Here is an 18,541-nt window from a genome sequence, read left to right on the forward strand (position 1 = left end):
GCCTGTGGGGTGTCCGAGAAAACAGGTTCCAAACCACTGATGATATTTGCAAATCCGGCTGCGCCAGCGCTCCGGGCGCGCGGCGGTCCGGCCATTCGGCAAGGCTGCATCTGCTTGATTGCCGGCCGCTGCTCCCAACCTCTATCCTCGACCGGAACGGGCCTGTCGGCCAGGAAGCATGAGGAAAGCCGCATGTTCATCGCGATGAACCGTTTCAAGGTCCGCCATGGGGCCGAACAGGAGTTCGAGGAGGTCTGGCTGAACCGCGAGGTGCATCTGCACAAGGTGCCGGGCTTCGTCGAGTTCCACATGCTGCGGGGACCGGACCGGGAGGAATACCGGCTCTATTCCTCCCACACCGTGTGGGAATCGGAAGCGGCGTTCCTGGACTGGACGCGGTCGGAAGCGTTCCGCAATGCCCATGGCAACGCGGGTGCCCGCAAGCCGCTTTATGTCGGACCGCCGGAGTTTGAGGGATTCGAGGTCATCCAGACCGTGCCGCGCGATCCGAACGCCTGAACCCAGAACACGTGAACCTCGGGAGGAATAGCCATGCTGGATCTGGTGATCGAACAGCGCCGCAAGAGCCTTGGCGGTTTTGAGGTCGGGCGTGTTCTGCCCTTCGTTCAGCGCCGGATGGTCGGCCCCTTCGTCTTCTTCGACCATATGGGACCGGTCGATTTCCAGCCGGGCCTTCCCCGCGACGTCGACGTGCGCCCGCACCCGCACATCGGCCTTTCCACCGTCACCTACCTGTTCGAGGGCGAGATCATGCACCGCGACAGCGTGGGGTCCGAACAGCCGATCCGGCCGGGTGAGGTGAACTGGATGACCGCCGGGCGAGGCATCACCCATTCGGAGCGCTTCGAGCGCGCCCGGATGGAGGGCGGAGCGATGCACGGCATCCAGGCCTGGGTCGCCCTGCCGGAGGCGGATGAGGAGACCGACCCGGCCTTCGCCCATTACGGCACCGGCGATCTGCCGCTGTTCGAGGAGGGAGGCGTGCGCGGCCGGCTGGTTGCGGGCGAGGCCTTTGGGGCAAAGGCCGGGGTGAAGACCCATTCACCCCTGTTCTACATTCATTGGGATCTCGCCCCCGGTGTCCACGTGTCCTTGCCGGAGGAGGGCTGGCAGCGCGCCGCCTATGTGGTGGCGGGCGCGGTGGAGGTCGACGGACAGCGCTTCGAGGCGGGGCGGATGGTGGTCTTCGCCTCGGGGCACCCGGCGGATCTGACTGCGGCGACGCAGGCCATCGTGATGGCGATCGGCGGCGAGCCGCTGGGGCAGCGCTTCATCGACTGGAACTTCGTATCGTCGTCGAAGGAGCGGATCGAGCAGGCGAAGGCGGATTGGCGGGCCGGGCGGATGAAACTGCCGGATCTCGACAACGGCGAGTTCATCCCGCTGCCGGAGATGCCGAAGCCGGCAAATCCGATGTCTTGAGGGGGGATTCTCCCTCTCCCAGGGCGGGAGAGGGCGTCACCAACGATCAAACGTGGAAGCTCTCGCCGCAGCCGCAGCGGCCCTTCTCGTTGGGGTTCTTGAAGACGAAGCCGGTCTGGAACTTGTCGTCGACATAGTCCATCTCGCTGCCGATCAGGAACATGACGGCGGCCGGGTCGATCAGGATGGTGACTCCCTTGTCCTCCACCACCTCGTCGAACTTCATCTTCTCCTTGGCATACTGAACGTCGTAGCTGAGGCCGGAGCAGCCGCGCGCCTTCACGCCGATGCGCAGGCCGACCATGTCGTCGGTGGCCTTTGACATCAGCGCCTTGACGCGCTCCGCGGCGGCGTCGGTGATCGTGAGCGCCTTGGGGAGGGAACGGGCCATGGTGACGGTCTCCTAATACGGCTCAGAACATATCCAGTTGCAGGCGGGCTTCCTCGGACATCATGCCCTGGTGCCACGGGGGCTCCCACACCAGCTCGATCTTGACCTCGTTGACGTCCTCGACGCCCAGCACGGCCTGACGCACCTGCTCCGGCAGTTCGCCGGCCACCGGACACATGGGGCTGGTCAACGTCATATCAATCTCGACATTGCGCTGACCATCCATGTCCACACGGTAGACCAGACCAAGTTCCCAGATGTCGACCGGGATTTCCGGGTCGTAGCAGGTCTTGATGGCCGCAACGACACGGTCCATCAACTCTTCCCGCGGGTCGTAGCCTTCGGGCGGCTTCGGCATCGGAGCGAAGTCCTTGGACTCCTCCGTGGTCGCCTGGGTCGCGGCTTCCGCCTTCAGCTGCGCCTCGGCTTCAGCCGGATTGGGAGCCATCGGGCGTTGGGTCAGGGCTTCATCGGGCATGTCGATTCCCCTTGCCTCAATACTGGTCGCTGGAGGCCGCGGCCTCGCCGTGGAGGGCCGCATTCATTGCGTGCCAAGCCAACGTCGCGCATTTCACCCGCACCGGGAACTGGCGCACGCCGGACATCACCATCAGCTTTTCCATGGTCTCGTCATCGACACCCTCGGGGATGTCGGGTTCGTCCTGGGTGCACAGCTCGTGGAAGGCGTGGAACAGCTTTTCCGCCTCCGCCGCCGTCTTGCCATGCACCAGCTCGGTCATCATCGAGGCGCTGGCGGTGGAGATGGCGCAGCCGCGACCCTGGAAGGCCACATCGTCCACCACCCCGTCCTTCAGGGTCAGATAGACCATGAAGCGGTCGCCGCACATCGGGTTCTCACCCTTCGCCTCGCGATTGGCGTCGTCGGGATGGCGGAAGTTGCGGGGATTCTTGCCGTGGTCCAGGATCACTTCCTGATACAGCTCGCGCAGATCGTCCATCATGCTCCGAAGAACTCCTTGACCGCTTGGAGGGACTGGACGAGGGCGTCGGCCTCCTCCCGGGTGTTGTAGAGGCCGAACGAGGCGCGAACGGTCGGTCCGACGCCGAAACGCTCGGCCAGCGGCTCGGCGCAATGGCGGCCGACGCGCACGGCGACGCCATACTGGTCGACGATGGTGCCGACGTCGTGCGGGTGCACCCCCTCCAGTGCGAAGGAGATGATCGGCCCCTTGCCGGGGGCGGTACCGACGATGCGCAGCCCTTCGACCTGCGACAGCTGCTGGGTGGCGTATTGCAGCAGGTCATGCTCGTGCGCGGCGATGGCGTCGCGGCCCAGCGCCTTGACATAGTCGATGGCGGCGCCCAGGCCGATGACCTCGGTGATCGGCGGGGTACCGGCCTCGAAGCGCGACGGCGGAGCCTTGAAGGTGGTGCCTTCGAAGCTGACGCTCTCGATCATGTCGCCGCCGCCCTGGTAGGGGGGCATCTTCTTCAGCAGGTCGTACTTGCCGTAGAGCACGCCGAGGCCGGTCGGGCCATAAAGCTTATGCGCGGTGAAGACGTAGAAGTCGGCGTCGATGTCCTGCACGTCGACCGTGCCGTGCACCACCGCCTGGCTGCCGTCGAACAGGACGGGCACGCCACACTCATGCGCCAGCCTGGCGATGGTCTTGGCCGGGGTGACGGTGCCCAGCACGTTGGAGCAGTGGGTGATCGCCACCAGCCTGGTGCGGTCGGACAGCAGGCTGCGGTAGGCGTCCATGTCGAGGACGCCGTCCTCGTCACAGGGCACGACCTTGATGACGATCTTCTTCTCGGCCTGGAGCAACTGCCACGGAACGATGTTCGCGTGATGCTCCATGATCGACAGGATGACCTCGTCGCCTTCGTTCAGGAAGGTCCGCCCATAGCTGCTGGCGACGAGGTTGATCGCCTCGGTCGAGCTGCGGGTGAAGACGATGCAGCGGTCGTTCGGCGCGTTCAGGAAGCGCGCGACCTTGGTGCGCACCGCCTCGAACTGGTCGGTCGCGGTCTGCGACAGGAAATGCACGCCGCGGTGGATGTTGGAGTAATCCTCCTCCAGGAAGCGGGTCATGGCCTGGATGACCTGACGCGGCTTCTGGGCGGACGCCCCGCTGTCCAGATAGACCAGCGGCTTGCCGGGCTTTCCCTTCCTGGCGTGGACGCTGCGGGCGAGGATGGGAAAATCCTCCCGCACCCGCTGCACGTCGTAGGCTTGGTTCAGGATGGCATCGGACATGGTTACTTCTGCTCCTCCAGCCAGCCGGCCACGATCCCCTGGAAGGCGTCGCGGATCGACTCTTCGGCGATTTCCTCAAGGGATTCCGACAGGAAGGCGCCGATCAGCAGGCCCTGGGCGGTGTCGCGGTCGATGCCGCGGGCGCGCAGGTAGAACAGCGCATCGTCGTCCAACTCGCCCGCGGTGCAGCCGTGGCTGCACTTCACGTCGTCGGCGTGGATTTCCAGTTCCGGCTTGCTGTCGATCTCGGCGCCGTCGGACAGCAGCAGGGCGCGGTTCAGCTGATAGCCGTCGGTCTTCTGGGCGTCCGGGCAGACGGTGATCTTGCCCTGGAACACCGCGCGCGCCGTGTCGCCGATGACGCCCTTGTAGACCTCGCGGCTGGTGCCGTTGGGCTTGGCGTGGACGATCAGCGTGGTGGTGTCGGCATGCTGGCTGCCGCGGACCAGATAGCCGCCGCTGACATGCGTCCGCGCGTCGGTGCCATCCAGGCGGCTGACCACCTCGTTGCGCGACAGCTTCGCACCGGTCGTCAGGATGAAATTGTCGTAGCAGCCGCCGGTCGCCACCGTCGCCGCGATGTGCGACAGGTGGATGGCGCCGGCCCCGTCGCGTTGCGACTTGTAATGATGCAGGGTGGCGCCCTCGCCGACGAAGACCTCGGTGACGTGGTTCGCCAATGTGGGGTTCGCCAGCGTCGTGCCGGCGCCACGGCCGACATGATGTTCGATCACCACCGCCTTGGAGCCTGCCTCCGCGATCAGCAGGCTGCGCGGGTGGCAGGAGGTCGCCTGCGCCTCCGATCCGACCGAGACGAAGACCAGTTCGATGGGACGCTCGACCTGGACGCCGGCCGGCACATGCAGGACCGGGCCGTCGGCGAGATAGGCGCTGTTCAGCGCGACCAGGGGACGGTCGTCCGCCGCGGCGAGGCGGCCGATATGGTCGGCCAGCAGATCGCCATGGCTGTTGAGCGCCGCGGCGATGCTCAGCAGGTCCACACCCGGCGGGAGGCCCTCGACCGACGACAGGTCGGCGCGGAAGCGGCCGTCGACGAAGACCAGACGCGGACCGTCCTGCCCCTCGGCCCGCACGGTCGGCAGTAGGTCGATGATGGCCGCCGCCGGGGCGGCCGGCTGGAAGCTGGTCTTGGCGAGATCGCGCAGGTTGGTGTAGCGCCAGCTCTCGTTCCTGATCGTCGGCAGGCCGACGGCGGCGAAGCGCTCGCGGCCGGCGGCGCGCAACTCGGTCAGCCAGGACAGGCCGCTGCCGGGCAGGCCGGCGCCCATCTGGTCGAGCGGGGCCAGGAAGGCCGGCGCCGTCGCCGGATCGGCACCGCGCGTCGAGTAGGTCATGGGGTGGAGCGGGGAATGGTGTGCCGTCATCACGCCGCCTCGCTCGCGCCGAAGTCGCGGTAGCCGTTCTTCTCCAGCTCCAGCGCCAGTTCCTTGCCGCCCGACTTCACGATGCGGCCGGCGGCCAGAACGTGGACATAATCGGGGACGATGTAGTCGAGCAGGCGCTGGTAATGGGTGATGACCAGCATCGAGCGCTCCGGGGAGCGCAGCGCGTTGACGCCCTCGGCGACGATCTTCAGCGCGTCGATGTCCAGCCCGCTGTCGGTCTCGTCGAGGATGGCGAATTTCGGCTCAAGGACTGCCATCTGGAGGGTCTCGTTGCGCTTCTTCTCGCCGCCGGAGAAGCCGACATTGACCGCACGCTTCAGCATCTCGTCGGTCATGCCGAGAGCCTTGGTCTTCTCGCGGATCAGCTTGAGGAACTGCATGGCGTCCAGTTCCTTCTCGCCGCGATACTTGCGGATCGCGTTGATCGCGGTCTTGAGGAAGGTGGTGTTGCCGACGCCGGGGATTTCCACCGGATACTGGAAGGCGAGGAAGACGCCTTCGGCGGCCCGCTCCTCCGGCTCCATCGCCAGCAGGTCCTTGCCGTAATAGGTGACCGACCCTTCCGTGACCTCGTAGCCGTCGCGGCCGGCGAGGACGTAGGACATCGTGCTCTTGCCGGCGCCGTTCGGCCCCATGATGGCATGGACCTCGCCCGGGCGGATCGTCAGGTCGACGCCCTTGAGGATTTCCTTGCCGTCCACGGTGGCGTGCAGGTTCTTGATTTCGATCATCGTCTTCGCCTCGTTGTCTTCTTCAGGCCGCCGGCACGCCGTCCGGTCTTCACGTTCTGTCGGTTGTCCTTCGGTGGGCGGGAGGGAGATGCCCTTAGCCCACGCTGCCTTCCAGGCTGATGCCCACCAGCTTCTGGGCCTCCACGGCGAATTCCATCGGGAGTTCCTTAAGGACCTCCTTGCAGAAGCCGTTGACGATCAGCGACACCGCGTCCTCTTCCGAGATGCCGCGCTGGCGGCAATAGAACAGCTGGTCCTCGCTGATCTTGGCCGTCGTCGCCTCATGCTCGATGCGGGCTGAGCGGTTGCGGCTCTCGATGTAGGGGACGGTGTGGGCGCCGCACTTGTCGCCGATCAGCAGGCTGTCGCACTGGGTGTGGTTGCGCGCACCCTCCGCCTTCGGCAGGATTTTCACGAGGCCGCGGTAGGTCTGCTGCGCCTTGCCGGCCGAGATGCCCTTCGACACGATTGTGCTGCGGGTGTTCTTGCCGATGTGGATCATCTTGGTGCCGGTGTCGGCCTGCTGGAAGTTGTTGGTGATGGCGACCGAATAGAATTCGCCCACCGAATTGTCGCCCTGCAGGATGCAGCTCGGATATTTCCAGGTGATCGCCGAGCCGGTCTCGACCTGCGTCCACGAGATCTTTGAGTTCTTGCCGCGGCAGGCGCCACGTTTGGTGACGAAGTTGTAGATGCCGCCGACGCCCTCTTCGTTGCCGGGATACCAGTTCTGGACCGTCGAATATTTGATGGTCGCGTCATCCATCGCCACCAGCTCGACCACCGCCGCGTGGAGCTGGTTCTCGTCGCGCTTGGGCGCCGTGCAGCCTTCCAGATAGCTGACGTAGGCGCCCTCGTCGGCGATGATCAGCGTCCGCTCGAACTGGCCGGTGTTGGCCTGGTTGATGCGGAAATAGGTCGACAGCTCCATCGGGCAGCGCACGCCCTTGGGGATGTAGACGAAGCTGCCGTCGGTGAAGACCGCGCAGTTCAGCGTCGCATAATAGTTGTCGGTGTAGGGCACCACCGAGCCGAGATACTTCTTCACCAGCTCCGGGTGCTTCTGCACCGCTTCGGAGATCGCGCAGAAGATGATGCCCATCTCCTCCAGCTTCGCCTTGAAGGTGGTGGCGACCGACACGCTGTCGAACACGGCGTCGACGGCGATGGCCGGGCTCTTGCCTTCCGACCCTTCGACGCCGGCCAGGATCTCCTGCTCACGCAGGGGGATGCCCAGCTTCTCGTAGGTCTTCAGCAGTTCGGGATCGACCTCGTCCAGCGACTTCGGCCCGGCCTTCTTTTTCGGCGCGGCATAGTAATGCGCGTCCTGATAGTCGATCGGCGGGAAGCTGACGGCGGCCCATTCCGGTTCCTCCATCGTCTGCCAGACGCGGAACGCCTTCAGGCGCCACTCCAGCAGCCACTCCGGCTCCTCCTTCTTGGCGGAGATGAAGCGGACGATGTCCTCGTTCAGGCCCTTCGGCGCGACGTCGGCCTCGATGTCGGTCGTGAAGCCGTACTTGTACTTCTGCTCCGTGACGGCGCGGACCTGCTCGACGGTTTCCGGTTGGGCGGCCATGGCTTTGCCTCGTCCTTCTCAAGAATGCTGTTCGATGCGCGCCGTTCAGTGCGCAGGGCGGGCCGGCTGGGCGGCAGTGGAGTTCGTTGCGGCTGCCGGGGCCGGGAAGGTGATGGGGGCCATCATGTCGGCCAGCGTCACCTCCTCCAGCGCGTTGCGGATGGCGCGGTTCACCTTTTCCCAACCGCCGCGCATGGGGCAAAGTTGCTCCACCCCGCATTGGCTGTCGGCGCCGTCGACGCAGGCGGTCAGCGCGATGGGACCGTCGAGCGCCGTGATGATTTCCGCGATGGAGATTGCGTCGGCGGGGCGGCTCAGCGCATAACCGCCGGCGGCCCCCCGTTGCGAGGTGGTGAGCCCCGCCGGGGTCATCGCCTTCATCAGCTTGGCGACGGTGGGAGCCGGAACGCCGGTGCGGTCGGCGAGATGGGCGACGGTATGGACCGTGCCGACCTGGCGCGCCATCTCGCTCAACACGACGATGGCATAGTCGGTCAGCTTGCTCAGCCGGATCATGCCCGCACCCCGTTTCACCCCGGTTTCGAATACAGGACCAATTTAGTCCTGATTGCTCCGGGGGGCAAGGGGCGTTTGTCGATTAAAGTGCAGGGTTTCCGCGGCTTTCGCAGTCTTGCATGGCTGATGCGCCGACAATACCCATCAACGCAAGTTGGTTATAGCGCGGTGCCTGCCGTCGCGCCACTGCCAAGCCGCGGGTATCGGGACGTGGTGCGGCGGTTTGTCGCGGGGGGCGAAGCTTCCCCAAATGCGGAAAACCCCGCGCCGGGAGCGGCGCGGGGTTGGTGCGAGACGGTGCGAGCCGGGGATCAGCCCGGCTTCTTCACTTCCTCGCGGGCGGCGTTGGTGGCCTCCGACACGACGTCGCGGACGTCCTCCTTGGCCGACTCGACCACGGTCTGGGCGGCCGCCTGGGCGGCGCGGGTGCCGCGGTCCAGCGCGTCCATGGCGATGGACTTGGCACGCTCGGTCGCCTCGTCGGCATAGTCGCCGACCCACTGGTTCTCATAGCGGGTGCCCGGCAGGGCGGCACCGATGGCGGCACCCAGCGCCACGCCCATGGCGCCGGCGACGATGGGGTGATCCTCGACGAGATCCCAGAAGCCGGTCGACATGTCGTGTGCGCGGTGGCGCAGATGGTCGGTCGACGGCGTCATCGAGGACAGGCGCGACATGCCGCGGCTGACATAGCCCTGCGACTGGCGCTGGTTATGCAGGTCACTCCGGCCCGACGGATGGTCGTTGTCCGACCCGCCCATCATGCCGCTGACGGTGCCTGACGCGCTGTCGTAGGCGGAGCTGACCGCGCCCGAGGCGCTGTCGTAGGCCGAACTGGCGGCGTTGCGGACGCTGTCGGTGGCGCCGCTCAGCGATTCGCGGGCGTAGTCCACGGCGTCGCCCATGCGGTGGCGGGCGTTGCGCATGGTGCTGGACCGGGCGATGCGGCGGTCGTAGCCGGTGCCGGACAGGGCCAGCCAGCCGAGCCCGATGCCGACCAGCGCCAGCGGGATCGGGTTGCTGGTCATGCTGCTCAGGATGGAGCCCAACGATTGGGACTGCTGGCGCTTGTAATGGACGGTCTGGCCGCTTTCATAGCGATCGCTTTGGGGGCGATCGCTCTGATGCAGGTGCGCGCGCTGGGACGGGGTGTCCGGCGTCGAGGGCGAGTAGGTGTGCTTCATGGAAGTCTCCATCAGGGATTGGGGGGACCACCGCGTCAGACTGTCGCGCAGACGGGATGTGCGGTCGCGCAGCGCCTCGACGGTGCCGCCGATGCGCGCGCGGCTGGCGCGGATGTCGCCCTCAAGGGCGTCTAGATCCTTGGATTGACGATCGTCGTCCGTCATCGGCCGGCCCCTCAGCGGGCAAGCTGGGACTTGGCCCAGCGCTTGTCCTCGTCCAGCGTCTTGATGGTGCGGCGGGGGCGGAGGTTGGTGGGGCTCAGCCGGTTCTTGCCGACATAGGCCAGGATGCCGCCCACCGCCAGAACCACCACGCCGACGATCAGCGCGGACAGCCACGGGGCCAGGACGTTCGACAGGCCGAGAACCGCGGCGGCGAGCAGGACCAGGACGCCGGCGAAGGCGACCAGTCCGCCGACGGCGATGAAGGCCACGCCGCCGGCGGCCTCGGTGGCCTTGTCGGTCAGCTCGGCCTTCGCCAACGCGATCTCGGATCGGGCGAGGTTGGCGGATTCGCGGGCGAGATCGGCGAACAGGCCGGCGAGCGGCCGGTCCTGCCGCGGATCCCGCGGCTCGTCATAGCGGTTCTCGGCGGCGCTCATGGACGCTGACCCTGCGGCTTGGAGGTGGAGGGGCCGGTGCCGGCGGCGGCGCCCTGTGTGCCGCTGATGCCGGTGGTGCCTGAATTCGCGGTGCTGCCGGCACTGCCGACGGCGCCGGTGCCGAGCGCCGTATCGGCTGCCGGCGCGGCGTTGCGGCCGGTGACCGAGGCCGGGGCGGTGGACAGCGGCATGCCGATGCGGCCGGCGGCCGGTTTCGGCTCACCCAGACGCTCCGCACCGCGCTCCGATTCCATGCGGCCGGCCAGATGGGCGGTGTTCACGCTGGAGGAACCGGTCGTCGGCGTGTCGGCGCTCTGCGGCGGGGTGCTCCGGCTGACGGATTCACCGATGCCGCCGGCCATGCCGCGGCTGGGCATGGACGTGCGGCCCATATCGCGCCCCACGTCGCGCGGGGTGTCATAGGAGGCGCCACGCGCGGTGCGGACGCTCTGCGACGGGTGGGCTGTGCTTTGCCGCGAGGTCGAGGCGCGGTGCATCCGGCGGTCGCTGGAGCTTTTGATGAAGCGCGCGGCGAGGAAGCCGACGGCGAAGGCGGCGCCGATGAACACCTCCGGCTGGCGGCGGGCGAAGCCTTCGACCTCGCCGACGATGTCGTCGACATTGGCGTCGCGCAGCATGTCGGCGACGCGCTCGACGCGGCCGGCCGCCTGCTCGGCGTAATCGGCGGCCACGCCGCCATTCTCCTGGTTCAGCTGCTCGGCAGCCTTGTGCAGGGCATTGGCGACCCCGCCCAACTGGTCGGCGGCACGGCCGGTCTGCTGTTCCAGCAGCGAGCGGATGCGCCCCTGGGCGTTGCCCAGCGTCTCGCGTCCGGTGGACATCACGTCTTCGGCGGCACGGTTGACGCTCTTCTTCATCTCGTCGACGCTGTCGCCGATGTTGGAACTTCCGGTGGTGGAGCCGGTCGGGTTCGGTCCGCCGGTGCCGGTCATGTCGCGGTTCGGCATCTTGTCTTTCCTCCTCGGGGGTTCCGGTTTTCCGTGGCTCCGCGCCTGCGGCGTCAAACCGCCCGTTGCGGAAGCGGGTGTCGGGAAGTGAAACACCAGCCAAGCCTTCGGGGTTCCACGCACGTGTGGCGCGAAATGGACAGCAGCCACGAATGTGCTAAACTTTCCCGCGAACAAGTTGGTGCGGCCGGGCCGGAGGGTGGCGGCATGAGCGTCTTCAGCGTTGTGGCCGACGGTCAGGCCGGACTTTTCCGCCTGCAGCAGGCGAAGAAGCCGTGGGAGAAGGAGCTTGAGGCGAAGGACGGCCAAGGCCAGCTCGCCCAGAAGGCGGAGCGCGCGCAGGGGCTGACCCAGCCCACCGCAAAATGGCAGAGCGACCATGCCACCGCCCAGGCGGCGCTGGAGGAGGCGCGGCGGGTCGGTGGCTCCAAGGCATCCGCCGCCGCCCGGCTTGAACAGGTCGAACGCAGGATCGAGGAGTTGAAGCTGGCGATGCGCTTCGCCCAGGGCGATCCGCAGAAACTGGCGTCCCTTGCCCGGGAGGCGGCACTGCTGGCGCGCGAGGCCGGACGCGCGGCCAAGGAATATGGCGCCGGCATCAAGGCCGCGGCGGAGATGGGTCTGCCCGGCGACAGCAGCGCCGCCACCGGCGGCACGATTCTGTCGTCGGAGACCACGATCACCCGCAGCACCACCAGCCTGACCCTGCAACAGACCGAGGTGTCGCTGACCATCGGCTTCTCGACGGGGGAGGGGGCCTCGGCGGAGACGGCCGCCGACCTGATGGCGGCCAATGCCGGAGCGGCGTCGGATGTCGCCGGCGTGATTACGGATCAGGGCGCGGGTCAGGACGGCGCGTTGCCGGACGACATCCAGCGTCTGGTGGAGGATGTGCTGTCGGGCCTGGGCGGCGGGGCGATGACCGGCACCGGTCCGGCGGGGGCCGCGGCCGGCGGCATCGGCGGACGCGGTGCGATGATCCAGCAATTGATGGCCGACAACGCCATGAAGATGTCGCGCTACCGCGAGGCAGACGCCTTCGGCCAGCGGGTGGAAGGGGTGCTGGCCACCTCCAAGCGCATCATCGGCGAGGCGAAGGCCGCCAACATGCTGGACGAGTCGGAAAAGCGGCGGCGCGAGCGGCGGGAAGGTTTCAAGGCCGACGACAAGATGGTGGATGCCGCCCAGAAGGAGGTCAACGCCCTGCGCGCAGCAGCCTTCGGGTCCAGCAAGGAGCTTGGCCAGGCACCCGGTGGCGCCGGGCTGTCTGGTGGCGGCGAAGGGGAGGGGACGGATGGCGTGGCCGTGTCCCCCGCCGTCGCTTCGACCGCCCAACCGGCCCCCGTTCTGAATCTGCTGGCGTGAGGGGGGCACGTTTCCTGCGCCGGGAGCCTGCTACCATTTCTCCATACGCTGCGGTGCCACATTGTGTTGACCGGCTCGCGCGGAAGACGCGATAACCGATGAACCAAGACTCCCGAAGAGGAGTCTGCGAACCGAGCGCAAGAGAATGGGACACGCAACGAGATGAGCAACTGGATCCGCCGTGGCGGCCTCGAAATCGCCAAGCCGCTGTACGACTTCATCAATGACGAGGCGCTGCCGGGGACCGGTGTCGACGCCGACCGTCTCTGGACCGGCCTCGACCAGCTGCTGCACGAGCTGGCGCCGCGCAACAAGGCTCTGCTCGACAAACGCGACAGCCTGCAGGCGCAGATCGACGCCTGGCACACCGCCCGCCGTGGCAAGCTCTTCGATCAGGCCGAATATGAGGCGTTCCTGCGCGAGATCGGCTATCTGGTGCCGGAGGGTGGCGACTTCGCCGTCGGAACCGGCAACGTCGATCCGGAGATCGCCTATCTCGCCGGTCCGCAGCTGGTGGTGCCGATCACCAACGCCCGCTATGCCCTGAACGCCGCCAACGCGCGCTGGGGCAGCCTGTACGACGCGCTGTACGGCACCGACGCCATCCCCGGCACCGCTGCGGCCGGCGGCTATGACGCCGCCCGCGGCGCGCAGGTGATCGCCTGGGCCCGCAAGTTCCTCGACGACAGCGTTCCGCTGGCCGAGGGCAGCCATGCCGACGCCACCGCCTACGCGGTCGAGGGCGGTGCGCTGGCGGTGACGCTGAAGACCGGTGCCAAGACCGGGCTGAAGGACAAGGCCGCCTTCGTCGGCTGGCAGGGCGAGGCTTCGGCGCCGTCGGCCGTGCTGCTGGTCCAGAACGGCACCCACATCGAAATCCGCATCGACCGCAGCAGCGTGATCGGCAAGGACGATGCCGCCGGCATCGCCGACGTGGTTCTGGAAGCGGCGCTGTCGACCATCCAGGACTGCGAGGATTCCGTCGCCGCCGTGGATGCGGAGGACAAGGTCGTCGCCTACCGCAACTGGCTGGGCCTGATGAAGGGCACGCTGGAGGCCAGCTTCCCGAAGGGCGACAAGACCATCGTCCGCAAGCTGAACCCGGACCGCGTCTACACCACGCCGACCGGCAGCGTCACCCTGCACGGCCGCAGCCTGCTGCTGGTCCGCAACGTCGGCCATCTGATGACCATCGACATGGTCAAGCTGTCCGACGGCAGCGAGGCGCCGGAAGGCATCCTCGACGGCGTCTTCACCTCGCTGATCGCGCTGCACGATCTGAAGGCGGAAGGCGGACTGCGCAACAGCCGCGCCGGCTCGGTCTACATCGTGAAGCCGAAGATGCACGGGCCGGAAGAGGTTGCCTTCGCCGACGAGCTGTTCGGCCGTGTCGAGGACCTGCTGGGCATGGCCCGCAACACCCTCAAGGTCGGCATCATGGACGAGGAGCGGCGCACCAGCGTCAACCTCAAGGAGTGCATCCGCGCCGCCAAGGACCGCGTGGTGTTCATCAACACCGGCTTCCTCGACCGCACCGGCGACGAGATCCACACCTCCATGGAGGCCGGCCCCGTCGTCCGCAAGGCGGCGATGAAGGCCACCAAGTGGATCTCGGCCTATGAGGACAACAATGTCGATGTCGGGCTGCGCGCCGGTCTGAAGGGCCGCGCCCAGATCGGCAAGGGCATGTGGGCGATGCCCGACCTGATGGCCGACATGCTGGTCGCCAAGATCGGCCATCCGCAGGCCGGCGCCAACACCGCCTGGGTGCCGTCGCCGACCGCCGCCACCCTGCACGCCACCCACTATCACGCCGTGAATGTGGCCGAGGTGCAGGACCAGCTGGCCAAGCGGCAGGCCGCCGCCCTGTCCGACATCCTGACCATCCCGCTCGCCGACCGCCCCAACTGGTCGGAGGACGAGATCCGGCAGGAGCTGGAGAACAACGCCCAGGGCATCCTCGGCTATGTGGTGCGCTGGATCGACCAGGGCGTCGGCTGCTCCAAGGTGCCGGACATCCACGACGTCGGGTTGATGGAAGACCGCGCCACCCTGCGCATCTCCAGCCAGCACATCGCCAACTGGCTGCACCACGGCATCTGCACCGAGGCCCAGGTGATGGAGGTCATGAAGCGCATGGCCGCCGTCGTCGACAAGCAGAATGCCGGCGACCCGCTGTACAAGCCGATGGCCGGCAACTTCGACGGCAGCATCGCCTTCCAGGCCGCCTGCGATCTGGTGTTCAAGGGCCGCGTCCAGCCGAACGGCTACACCGAGCCGGTCCTGCATGCGCGCCGCCGTCAGGTTAAGGCGGCCGGTTGAGGTCTGTCTCCGCTGCGGGGGGCTTTGCTCCCCGCCGCACCCAACCCGCCTACCCTATTGCCAACACCCGCACCGCCACCTGTTTGGTGTAGGGACTGGCGGCGAAATACTCGTAGCGCACCGCATTCGCCGCGGCGAATTCCTGAAACGCCCGATACTCGTCGTCGCGCCAGCTGTGGTTGCCGATATACTCGTCGAACACGATGATGGTGCCCGGCCGCACCCGATCCGCCAGCGCGGTCAGCACCGTGCGGGCCGACGCGTAGATGTCGCTGTCGACATTGACAAAGCGCACCGGCCCCGGATGGGCCGCCAGGAACGGCGGCAGGCTGTCCTCGAACCACCCCACATGCAGACGGGCGTTGTCGCGCACCGGCGGCAGCTGGCTGCCCGTGGTCAACACGCCGCGGGGAGAGTTGACCCAGCCCTCCGGCAGCCCCTCGAACGAATCGAAGCCGTGGACCTCCTGGCCCGCCGCGTCGGCGATATGGTCGAGCGAAGTGCCGCGCCGGACACCGAACTCCAGCACCAGACCGGGCGTGGCGGCACAGGCCAGCGCGTGGCGCAGCAGCCGGCCGCTGTTGCCGAACAGGCGGAAGTCGGCGGACAGGTTGGACAGCAGCGCCTTGGCCCCGTCCGGCAGCGGGCGGCGCCTCGGGTTGTCGCCGACCTCCGCCTCTTCGACAGCGTCAGCCTCGGCCGAGCGACCGAGCAGGCGCAGGGTGGCGGCAAGATAGCCCCAGTATTTGCCGGCGGCGCCGCCGCAGCGGGTGGCGTGGCGCAGGCGACGTAGCGCCTCGTCGGGGCCATGGTGGTGCAAAGCCTGGGCGTGGCTGCCGAACCATGCCGCGGCATGTTCGGGGTCGTCGGCCAGCAGAGCGTTGAAATGGGCCAGCGCCTCTTCGTCACGCCCGAGATAGGCTGCGGCCGTCGCCGCCTCGAAGCGGATGTCGGGAGAGAGGTCGCCGGCGGCCAGCGCCTTGCGGGCTACGGCGACCGAGTCGGTGTAGCGGGCGTCGCGGCGCAAGGCTCCGGCCAGCGCCGCGGTCAGGTCCGGACGCTCGGGAGCCACGCGCAACGCGCGCTCCAGCCAGGTCACGGCGGGGAGGGGTGCGTTGTCGGCCTGATGGGCCCTGGCGAGGATGGCCAGCCGGTCGGCGTCGGCGGGGCTGTCGGCCAGCACCCGGCGCAGACAGGCGATGGCGGCGGACGGGCCGCGATGGCCGAGATGGGCCAGCCCGAGCAGATGGAGCCGCTCGACCCCGGATGATGCGGTTGCGCCACGCAGCAGGCGCAAAGCGGGACGGTAACGGCGCGCGTCGATCAGGGCGCGCGCCTCATCCAGTACAGTGTCAGCAGTCAAAATGACTCGTCAGGGCAGCCGGCGGAAGGTCCAGACCGACGCCGGCGGCAGGTTCCGGGCGATCCAGGCATGGCGCCGCGGTTTCAGCCGCAGCCGCCGGATCAGTTCCGGATTGACCGGGGCGAAGGGACCGTAGGTGAATTGCACGAAAACGCCGTCGGGCGCCAGCACGGAAAAGGCGCCGCGCACGATCCGCGCCTGCACCGACAGCGGCATGGCAATCAGCGGAAGGCCCGATACCACGGCGTCGCAGGTCTCCCAGCCATGGGCCTGGACGATGCGGTGGACCCGCGTGGCGTCGCCGCGCACCACCGTGGCGTTGGGGTGCAGGATCGACAGATGGTCGGCGAAGGCGGGGTCGAGTTCGACCATCAGCAGATTGTCGGGGGTGACGCCATGGGCCAGCAGGGCCGACGTGACCGGACCGGTGCCCGGCCCCAATTCCACCACCCGCCGTGTCGGGCTGCAATCGGCCGCCTTCGCCATCGTCCGGCACAGCTCAGGTCCGCTTGGAGTTACCGACGCGACCTTCAGGGGTGAGCGAATCCAGCGCTCGACAAAAAGCTTGCGTTCAGCAAGTGACATCGACCGACCTCCCAACAGACGCCGGATCAATTCCTCGGCTCTGCTTAAACCCTTTCTACTCAGTTACGTTTCATTGCGCCAGCCGAATGGATTTTGAATGATCGTTTAACAAAACGGTGACTCCGCGATGACGGTTCCTTTTCATCGACTATTTGAGTCGGATTCTCGCGACCGCAGCATCGCGGGCGCATTGCGGGGGCGATGTTCTCCTTTTCTTCCACTGCACCGTTGACAGGGCCGTAAGTGCCGGGCACCGTTGCGAAACCGGAAGGACGACCGGGCGGATTGGGGACCAGGGGACCTGTAGACGACATGCCGACGCTCGCACCCGATCATTCGGATTTGTTCGACGATACGGGCAAGCCGCCCCGGCTGTTGGAACTCGACGTCGCCAGGATCATGCGCAACCCGGGGATGCCGCGCCGCCATTTCGATCCGCAGGATATGCAGGGGCTGGCCGACTCGATTGCCCATTACGGGTTGAAACAGCCGATCCTGGTGCAGGAGGTCGTCGGCGGGCACCGTCTGGTCGCCGGCGAACGGCGGCTGCGGGCGCACGAGATGCTGGGGCTGGCGACCATCTACGCGCTGGTCACCTCCGGCAACCCGGACGAACTGACGCTGGTGGAGAATGTGCAGCGCGTCGATCTGGACGCGCTGGAGCTGGCCGAGGCGCTGGCCCGGCTGATCGAGCGCTTCGGCTACACCCAGGAACAGCTGGGCCGCATCATCGGCAAGAGCCAGAGCAACGTCAGCCATACCCTGCGGCTGAACAGCCTGCCGGAGATGATCAAGCAGGAATATGCCGCCGCCCACCATGACGTGTCGCGCTCCACCCTGATCGAGATCGCCTGGATCAAGGATCTGGACGAACAGATCGCCCTGTGGGAGCAGGTCAAGGCCGGCGACGGCACCGTCCAGGCCACCCGCAGCCGCAAGGACGCCGCCAGGGAGCCGTCGCTGCGCACCATGTCGGCGGTCGGCCGCTTCCTCGACGCGCTGCGCCGCGCCACCGCGCGGCTGGGCGACCCGCGCGAACACCGCGCCTATGTCGACGACATGCAGCGCCGCGAGCTGATCAGCCTGCGCCGGCGCATCGACCTGCTGCTGGGCGACGATCCGGCGGTGGATTGAGAGAGCGCCGCCCTCAGTCGTTCAGGAAGGGGTTGTAGAGCCGCTCCTCGCCGAAGGTCGACATCGGGCCATGGCCGGGGATGAAGGCGATGTCGTCTCCGTAGGGGAACAGCTTGTCGCGGATCGAGGCGATCAGGTCGGCAAAGTTGCCCTTGGGGAAATCGGTGCGGCCGATGGAGCCCTGGAACAGCACGTCGCCGACGATGGCGAGCTTGGACGGCCGGTGGACGAACACGACGTGGCCGGGGGTGTGGCCGGGGCAGTGGCGGACCTCCAGCGTCTGGTTGCCGACGGTCACGGTGTCGCCCTCGTCCAGCCAGCGGCCGGGCGTGAAGGAGCGGACGGGCGGGAAGCCGAACATCTGGCTCTGCATCGGCATGCCGTCGATCCAGAACTGGTCCTCGCGGTGCGGTCCCTCGATCGGCAGCGACAGCTTGTCGGCCAGATCGGCGACCGCGCCGGCATGGTCGATGTGACCATGGGTGACGAGGATCTTCTCCAGCGTCACGCCCTTGGCCTTGGCCGCCGCCAGGATGCGGTCCAGATCGCCGCCGGGATCGATGGCGGCGCCCTTCATCGTCTCGGGGCACCAGAGCACCGTGCAGTTCTGCTGGAACGGGGTGACCGGAACGATGGCGTACTGCATGTCCTGACCTTCGGCTCTACGGGAAAACGGCGGAATGGCCCGATGGGCAGGGCGACCTTAACGCGCCCGCGGCGGCTGCCGCAAA

Annotated in this window: 18 protein-coding genes and 1 pseudogene; 5 read left to right on the forward strand and 14 right to left on the reverse strand. The window is 67.4% G+C overall.

Going from position 1 to position 18,541, the window contains the following annotated elements; all coding sequences use genetic code 11:
• Positions 1-192 precede the first annotated feature (192 nt).
• Both E6C72_RS19930 and E6C72_RS19935 read left to right on the forward strand, forming a co-directional pair.
• On the forward strand, positions 193-519 hold the full coding sequence (locus tag E6C72_RS19930; protein WP_109865215.1) for an antibiotic biosynthesis monooxygenase: 327 nt from the start codon (positions 193-195) through the stop codon (positions 517-519).
• 33 nt (positions 520-552) lie between these two features.
• A complete protein-coding gene (locus E6C72_RS19935) occupies positions 553-1,443 on the forward strand; it encodes a pirin family protein (RefSeq protein ID WP_109865216.1) in 891 nt (296 codons plus the stop codon).
• 46 nt (positions 1,444-1,489) lie between these two features.
• On the opposite strand, the gene E6C72_RS19940 is transcribed toward E6C72_RS19935, so the two are convergent.
• From E6C72_RS19940 to E6C72_RS19990, 11 genes and pseudogenes are all read right to left on the reverse strand, one after another.
• The gene (locus E6C72_RS19940) at positions 1,490-1,834 is read right to left on the reverse strand and encodes an iron-sulfur cluster assembly accessory protein (protein ID WP_109865217.1); all 345 of its coding nucleotides are present in this window, start codon (positions 1,832-1,834) and stop codon (positions 1,490-1,492) included.
• A 22-nt stretch (positions 1,835-1,856) separates the two neighbouring features.
• Positions 1,857-2,312: an iron-sulfur cluster assembly protein gene (locus tag E6C72_RS19945; protein WP_109865218.1), complete on the reverse strand. Its 456-nt coding sequence runs from the start codon at positions 2,310-2,312 to the stop codon at positions 1,857-1,859.
• Positions 2,313-2,328: 16 nt separating this feature from the next.
• Complete coding sequence (sufU, locus tag E6C72_RS19950; protein ID WP_109865219.1) at positions 2,329-2,796, reverse strand: Fe-S cluster assembly sulfur transfer protein SufU; 468 nt, start codon at positions 2,794-2,796, stop codon at positions 2,329-2,331.
• Positions 2,793-4,055, reverse strand: a complete 1,263-nt coding sequence (locus E6C72_RS19955; protein ID WP_109865220.1) for a cysteine desulfurase — start codon at positions 4,053-4,055, stop codon at positions 2,793-2,795. Before E6C72_RS19955 ends, sufU begins: the two co-directional genes overlap by 4 nt.
• Positions 4,056-4,057: 2 nt before the next feature.
• A complete protein-coding gene (gene sufD, locus E6C72_RS19960; protein ID WP_247876137.1) occupies positions 4,058-5,440 on the reverse strand; it encodes a Fe-S cluster assembly protein SufD in 1,383 nt (460 codons plus the stop codon).
• A pseudogene (gene sufC / locus E6C72_RS19965) lies at positions 5,440-6,129 on the reverse strand (Fe-S cluster assembly ATPase SufC); the annotation flags it as partial. The gene sufD and the pseudogene sufC, both read right to left, overlap by 1 nt.
• A gap of 157 nt (positions 6,130-6,286) precedes the next feature.
• Positions 6,287-7,771, reverse strand: coding sequence for a Fe-S cluster assembly protein SufB (gene sufB, locus E6C72_RS19970; RefSeq protein WP_109865222.1), 1,485 nt, complete (start codon positions 7,769-7,771; stop codon positions 6,287-6,289).
• Between the two features lie 45 nt (positions 7,772-7,816).
• The gene (locus tag E6C72_RS19975) at positions 7,817-8,287 is read right to left on the reverse strand and encodes an SUF system Fe-S cluster assembly regulator (protein ID WP_109865223.1); all 471 of its coding nucleotides are present in this window, start codon (positions 8,285-8,287) and stop codon (positions 7,817-7,819) included.
• A 311-nt stretch (positions 8,288-8,598) separates the two neighbouring features.
• Positions 8,599-9,636, reverse strand: a complete 1,038-nt coding sequence (locus tag E6C72_RS19980) for a hypothetical protein (RefSeq protein ID WP_109865224.1) — start codon at positions 9,634-9,636, stop codon at positions 8,599-8,601.
• 11 nt (positions 9,637-9,647) lie between these two features.
• Positions 9,648-10,073, reverse strand: coding sequence for a phage holin family protein (locus tag E6C72_RS19985; protein ID WP_109865225.1), 426 nt, complete (start codon positions 10,071-10,073; stop codon positions 9,648-9,650).
• On the reverse strand, positions 10,070-11,041 hold the full coding sequence (locus E6C72_RS19990; protein ID WP_109865226.1) for a hypothetical protein: 972 nt from the start codon (positions 11,039-11,041) through the stop codon (positions 10,070-10,072). Before E6C72_RS19990 ends, E6C72_RS19985 begins: the two co-directional genes overlap by 4 nt.
• 207 nt (positions 11,042-11,248) lie before the next feature.
• On the opposite strand from E6C72_RS19990, the gene E6C72_RS19995 reads away from it, so the two are divergent.
• Positions 11,249-12,406: a hypothetical protein gene (locus E6C72_RS19995; protein WP_109865227.1), complete on the forward strand. Its 1,158-nt coding sequence runs from the start codon at positions 11,249-11,251 to the stop codon at positions 12,404-12,406.
• Positions 12,407-12,568: 162 nt separating this feature from the next.
• Positions 12,569-14,728: a malate synthase G gene (locus E6C72_RS20000; RefSeq protein WP_109865228.1), complete on the forward strand. Its 2,160-nt coding sequence runs from the start codon at positions 12,569-12,571 to the stop codon at positions 14,726-14,728.
• Positions 14,729-14,777: 49 nt separating this feature from the next.
• Here E6C72_RS20000 and E6C72_RS20005 read toward each other — a convergent pair whose 3' ends face one another.
• On the reverse strand, positions 14,778-16,091 hold the full coding sequence (locus E6C72_RS20005; protein ID WP_247876138.1) for a class I SAM-dependent methyltransferase: 1,314 nt from the start codon (positions 16,089-16,091) through the stop codon (positions 14,778-14,780).
• Positions 16,092-16,100: 9 nt separating this feature from the next.
• The gene (locus E6C72_RS20010) at positions 16,101-16,577 is read right to left on the reverse strand and encodes a class I SAM-dependent methyltransferase (protein ID WP_109865229.1); all 477 of its coding nucleotides are present in this window, start codon (positions 16,575-16,577) and stop codon (positions 16,101-16,103) included.
• A gap of 411 nt (positions 16,578-16,988) precedes the next feature.
• On the opposite strand from E6C72_RS20010, the gene E6C72_RS20015 reads away from it, so the two are divergent.
• Positions 16,989-17,810 (forward strand): ParB/RepB/Spo0J family partition protein, encoded by an 822-nt coding sequence (locus E6C72_RS20015; RefSeq protein ID WP_109865230.1) that lies wholly within the window; start codon positions 16,989-16,991, stop codon positions 17,808-17,810.
• A gap of 13 nt (positions 17,811-17,823) precedes the next feature.
• Here the strand turns inward: E6C72_RS20015 and E6C72_RS20020 are convergent, their stop codons facing one another.
• Positions 17,824-18,456 (reverse strand): MBL fold metallo-hydrolase, encoded by a 633-nt coding sequence (locus E6C72_RS20020; RefSeq protein ID WP_109865231.1) that lies wholly within the window; start codon positions 18,454-18,456, stop codon positions 17,824-17,826.
• Positions 18,457-18,541 lie beyond the last annotated feature (85 nt).

The sequence above is a fragment of the Azospirillum sp. TSH100 genome (assembly GCF_004923295.1).
Classification (GTDB): Bacteria; Pseudomonadota; Alphaproteobacteria; order Azospirillales; family Azospirillaceae; genus Azospirillum.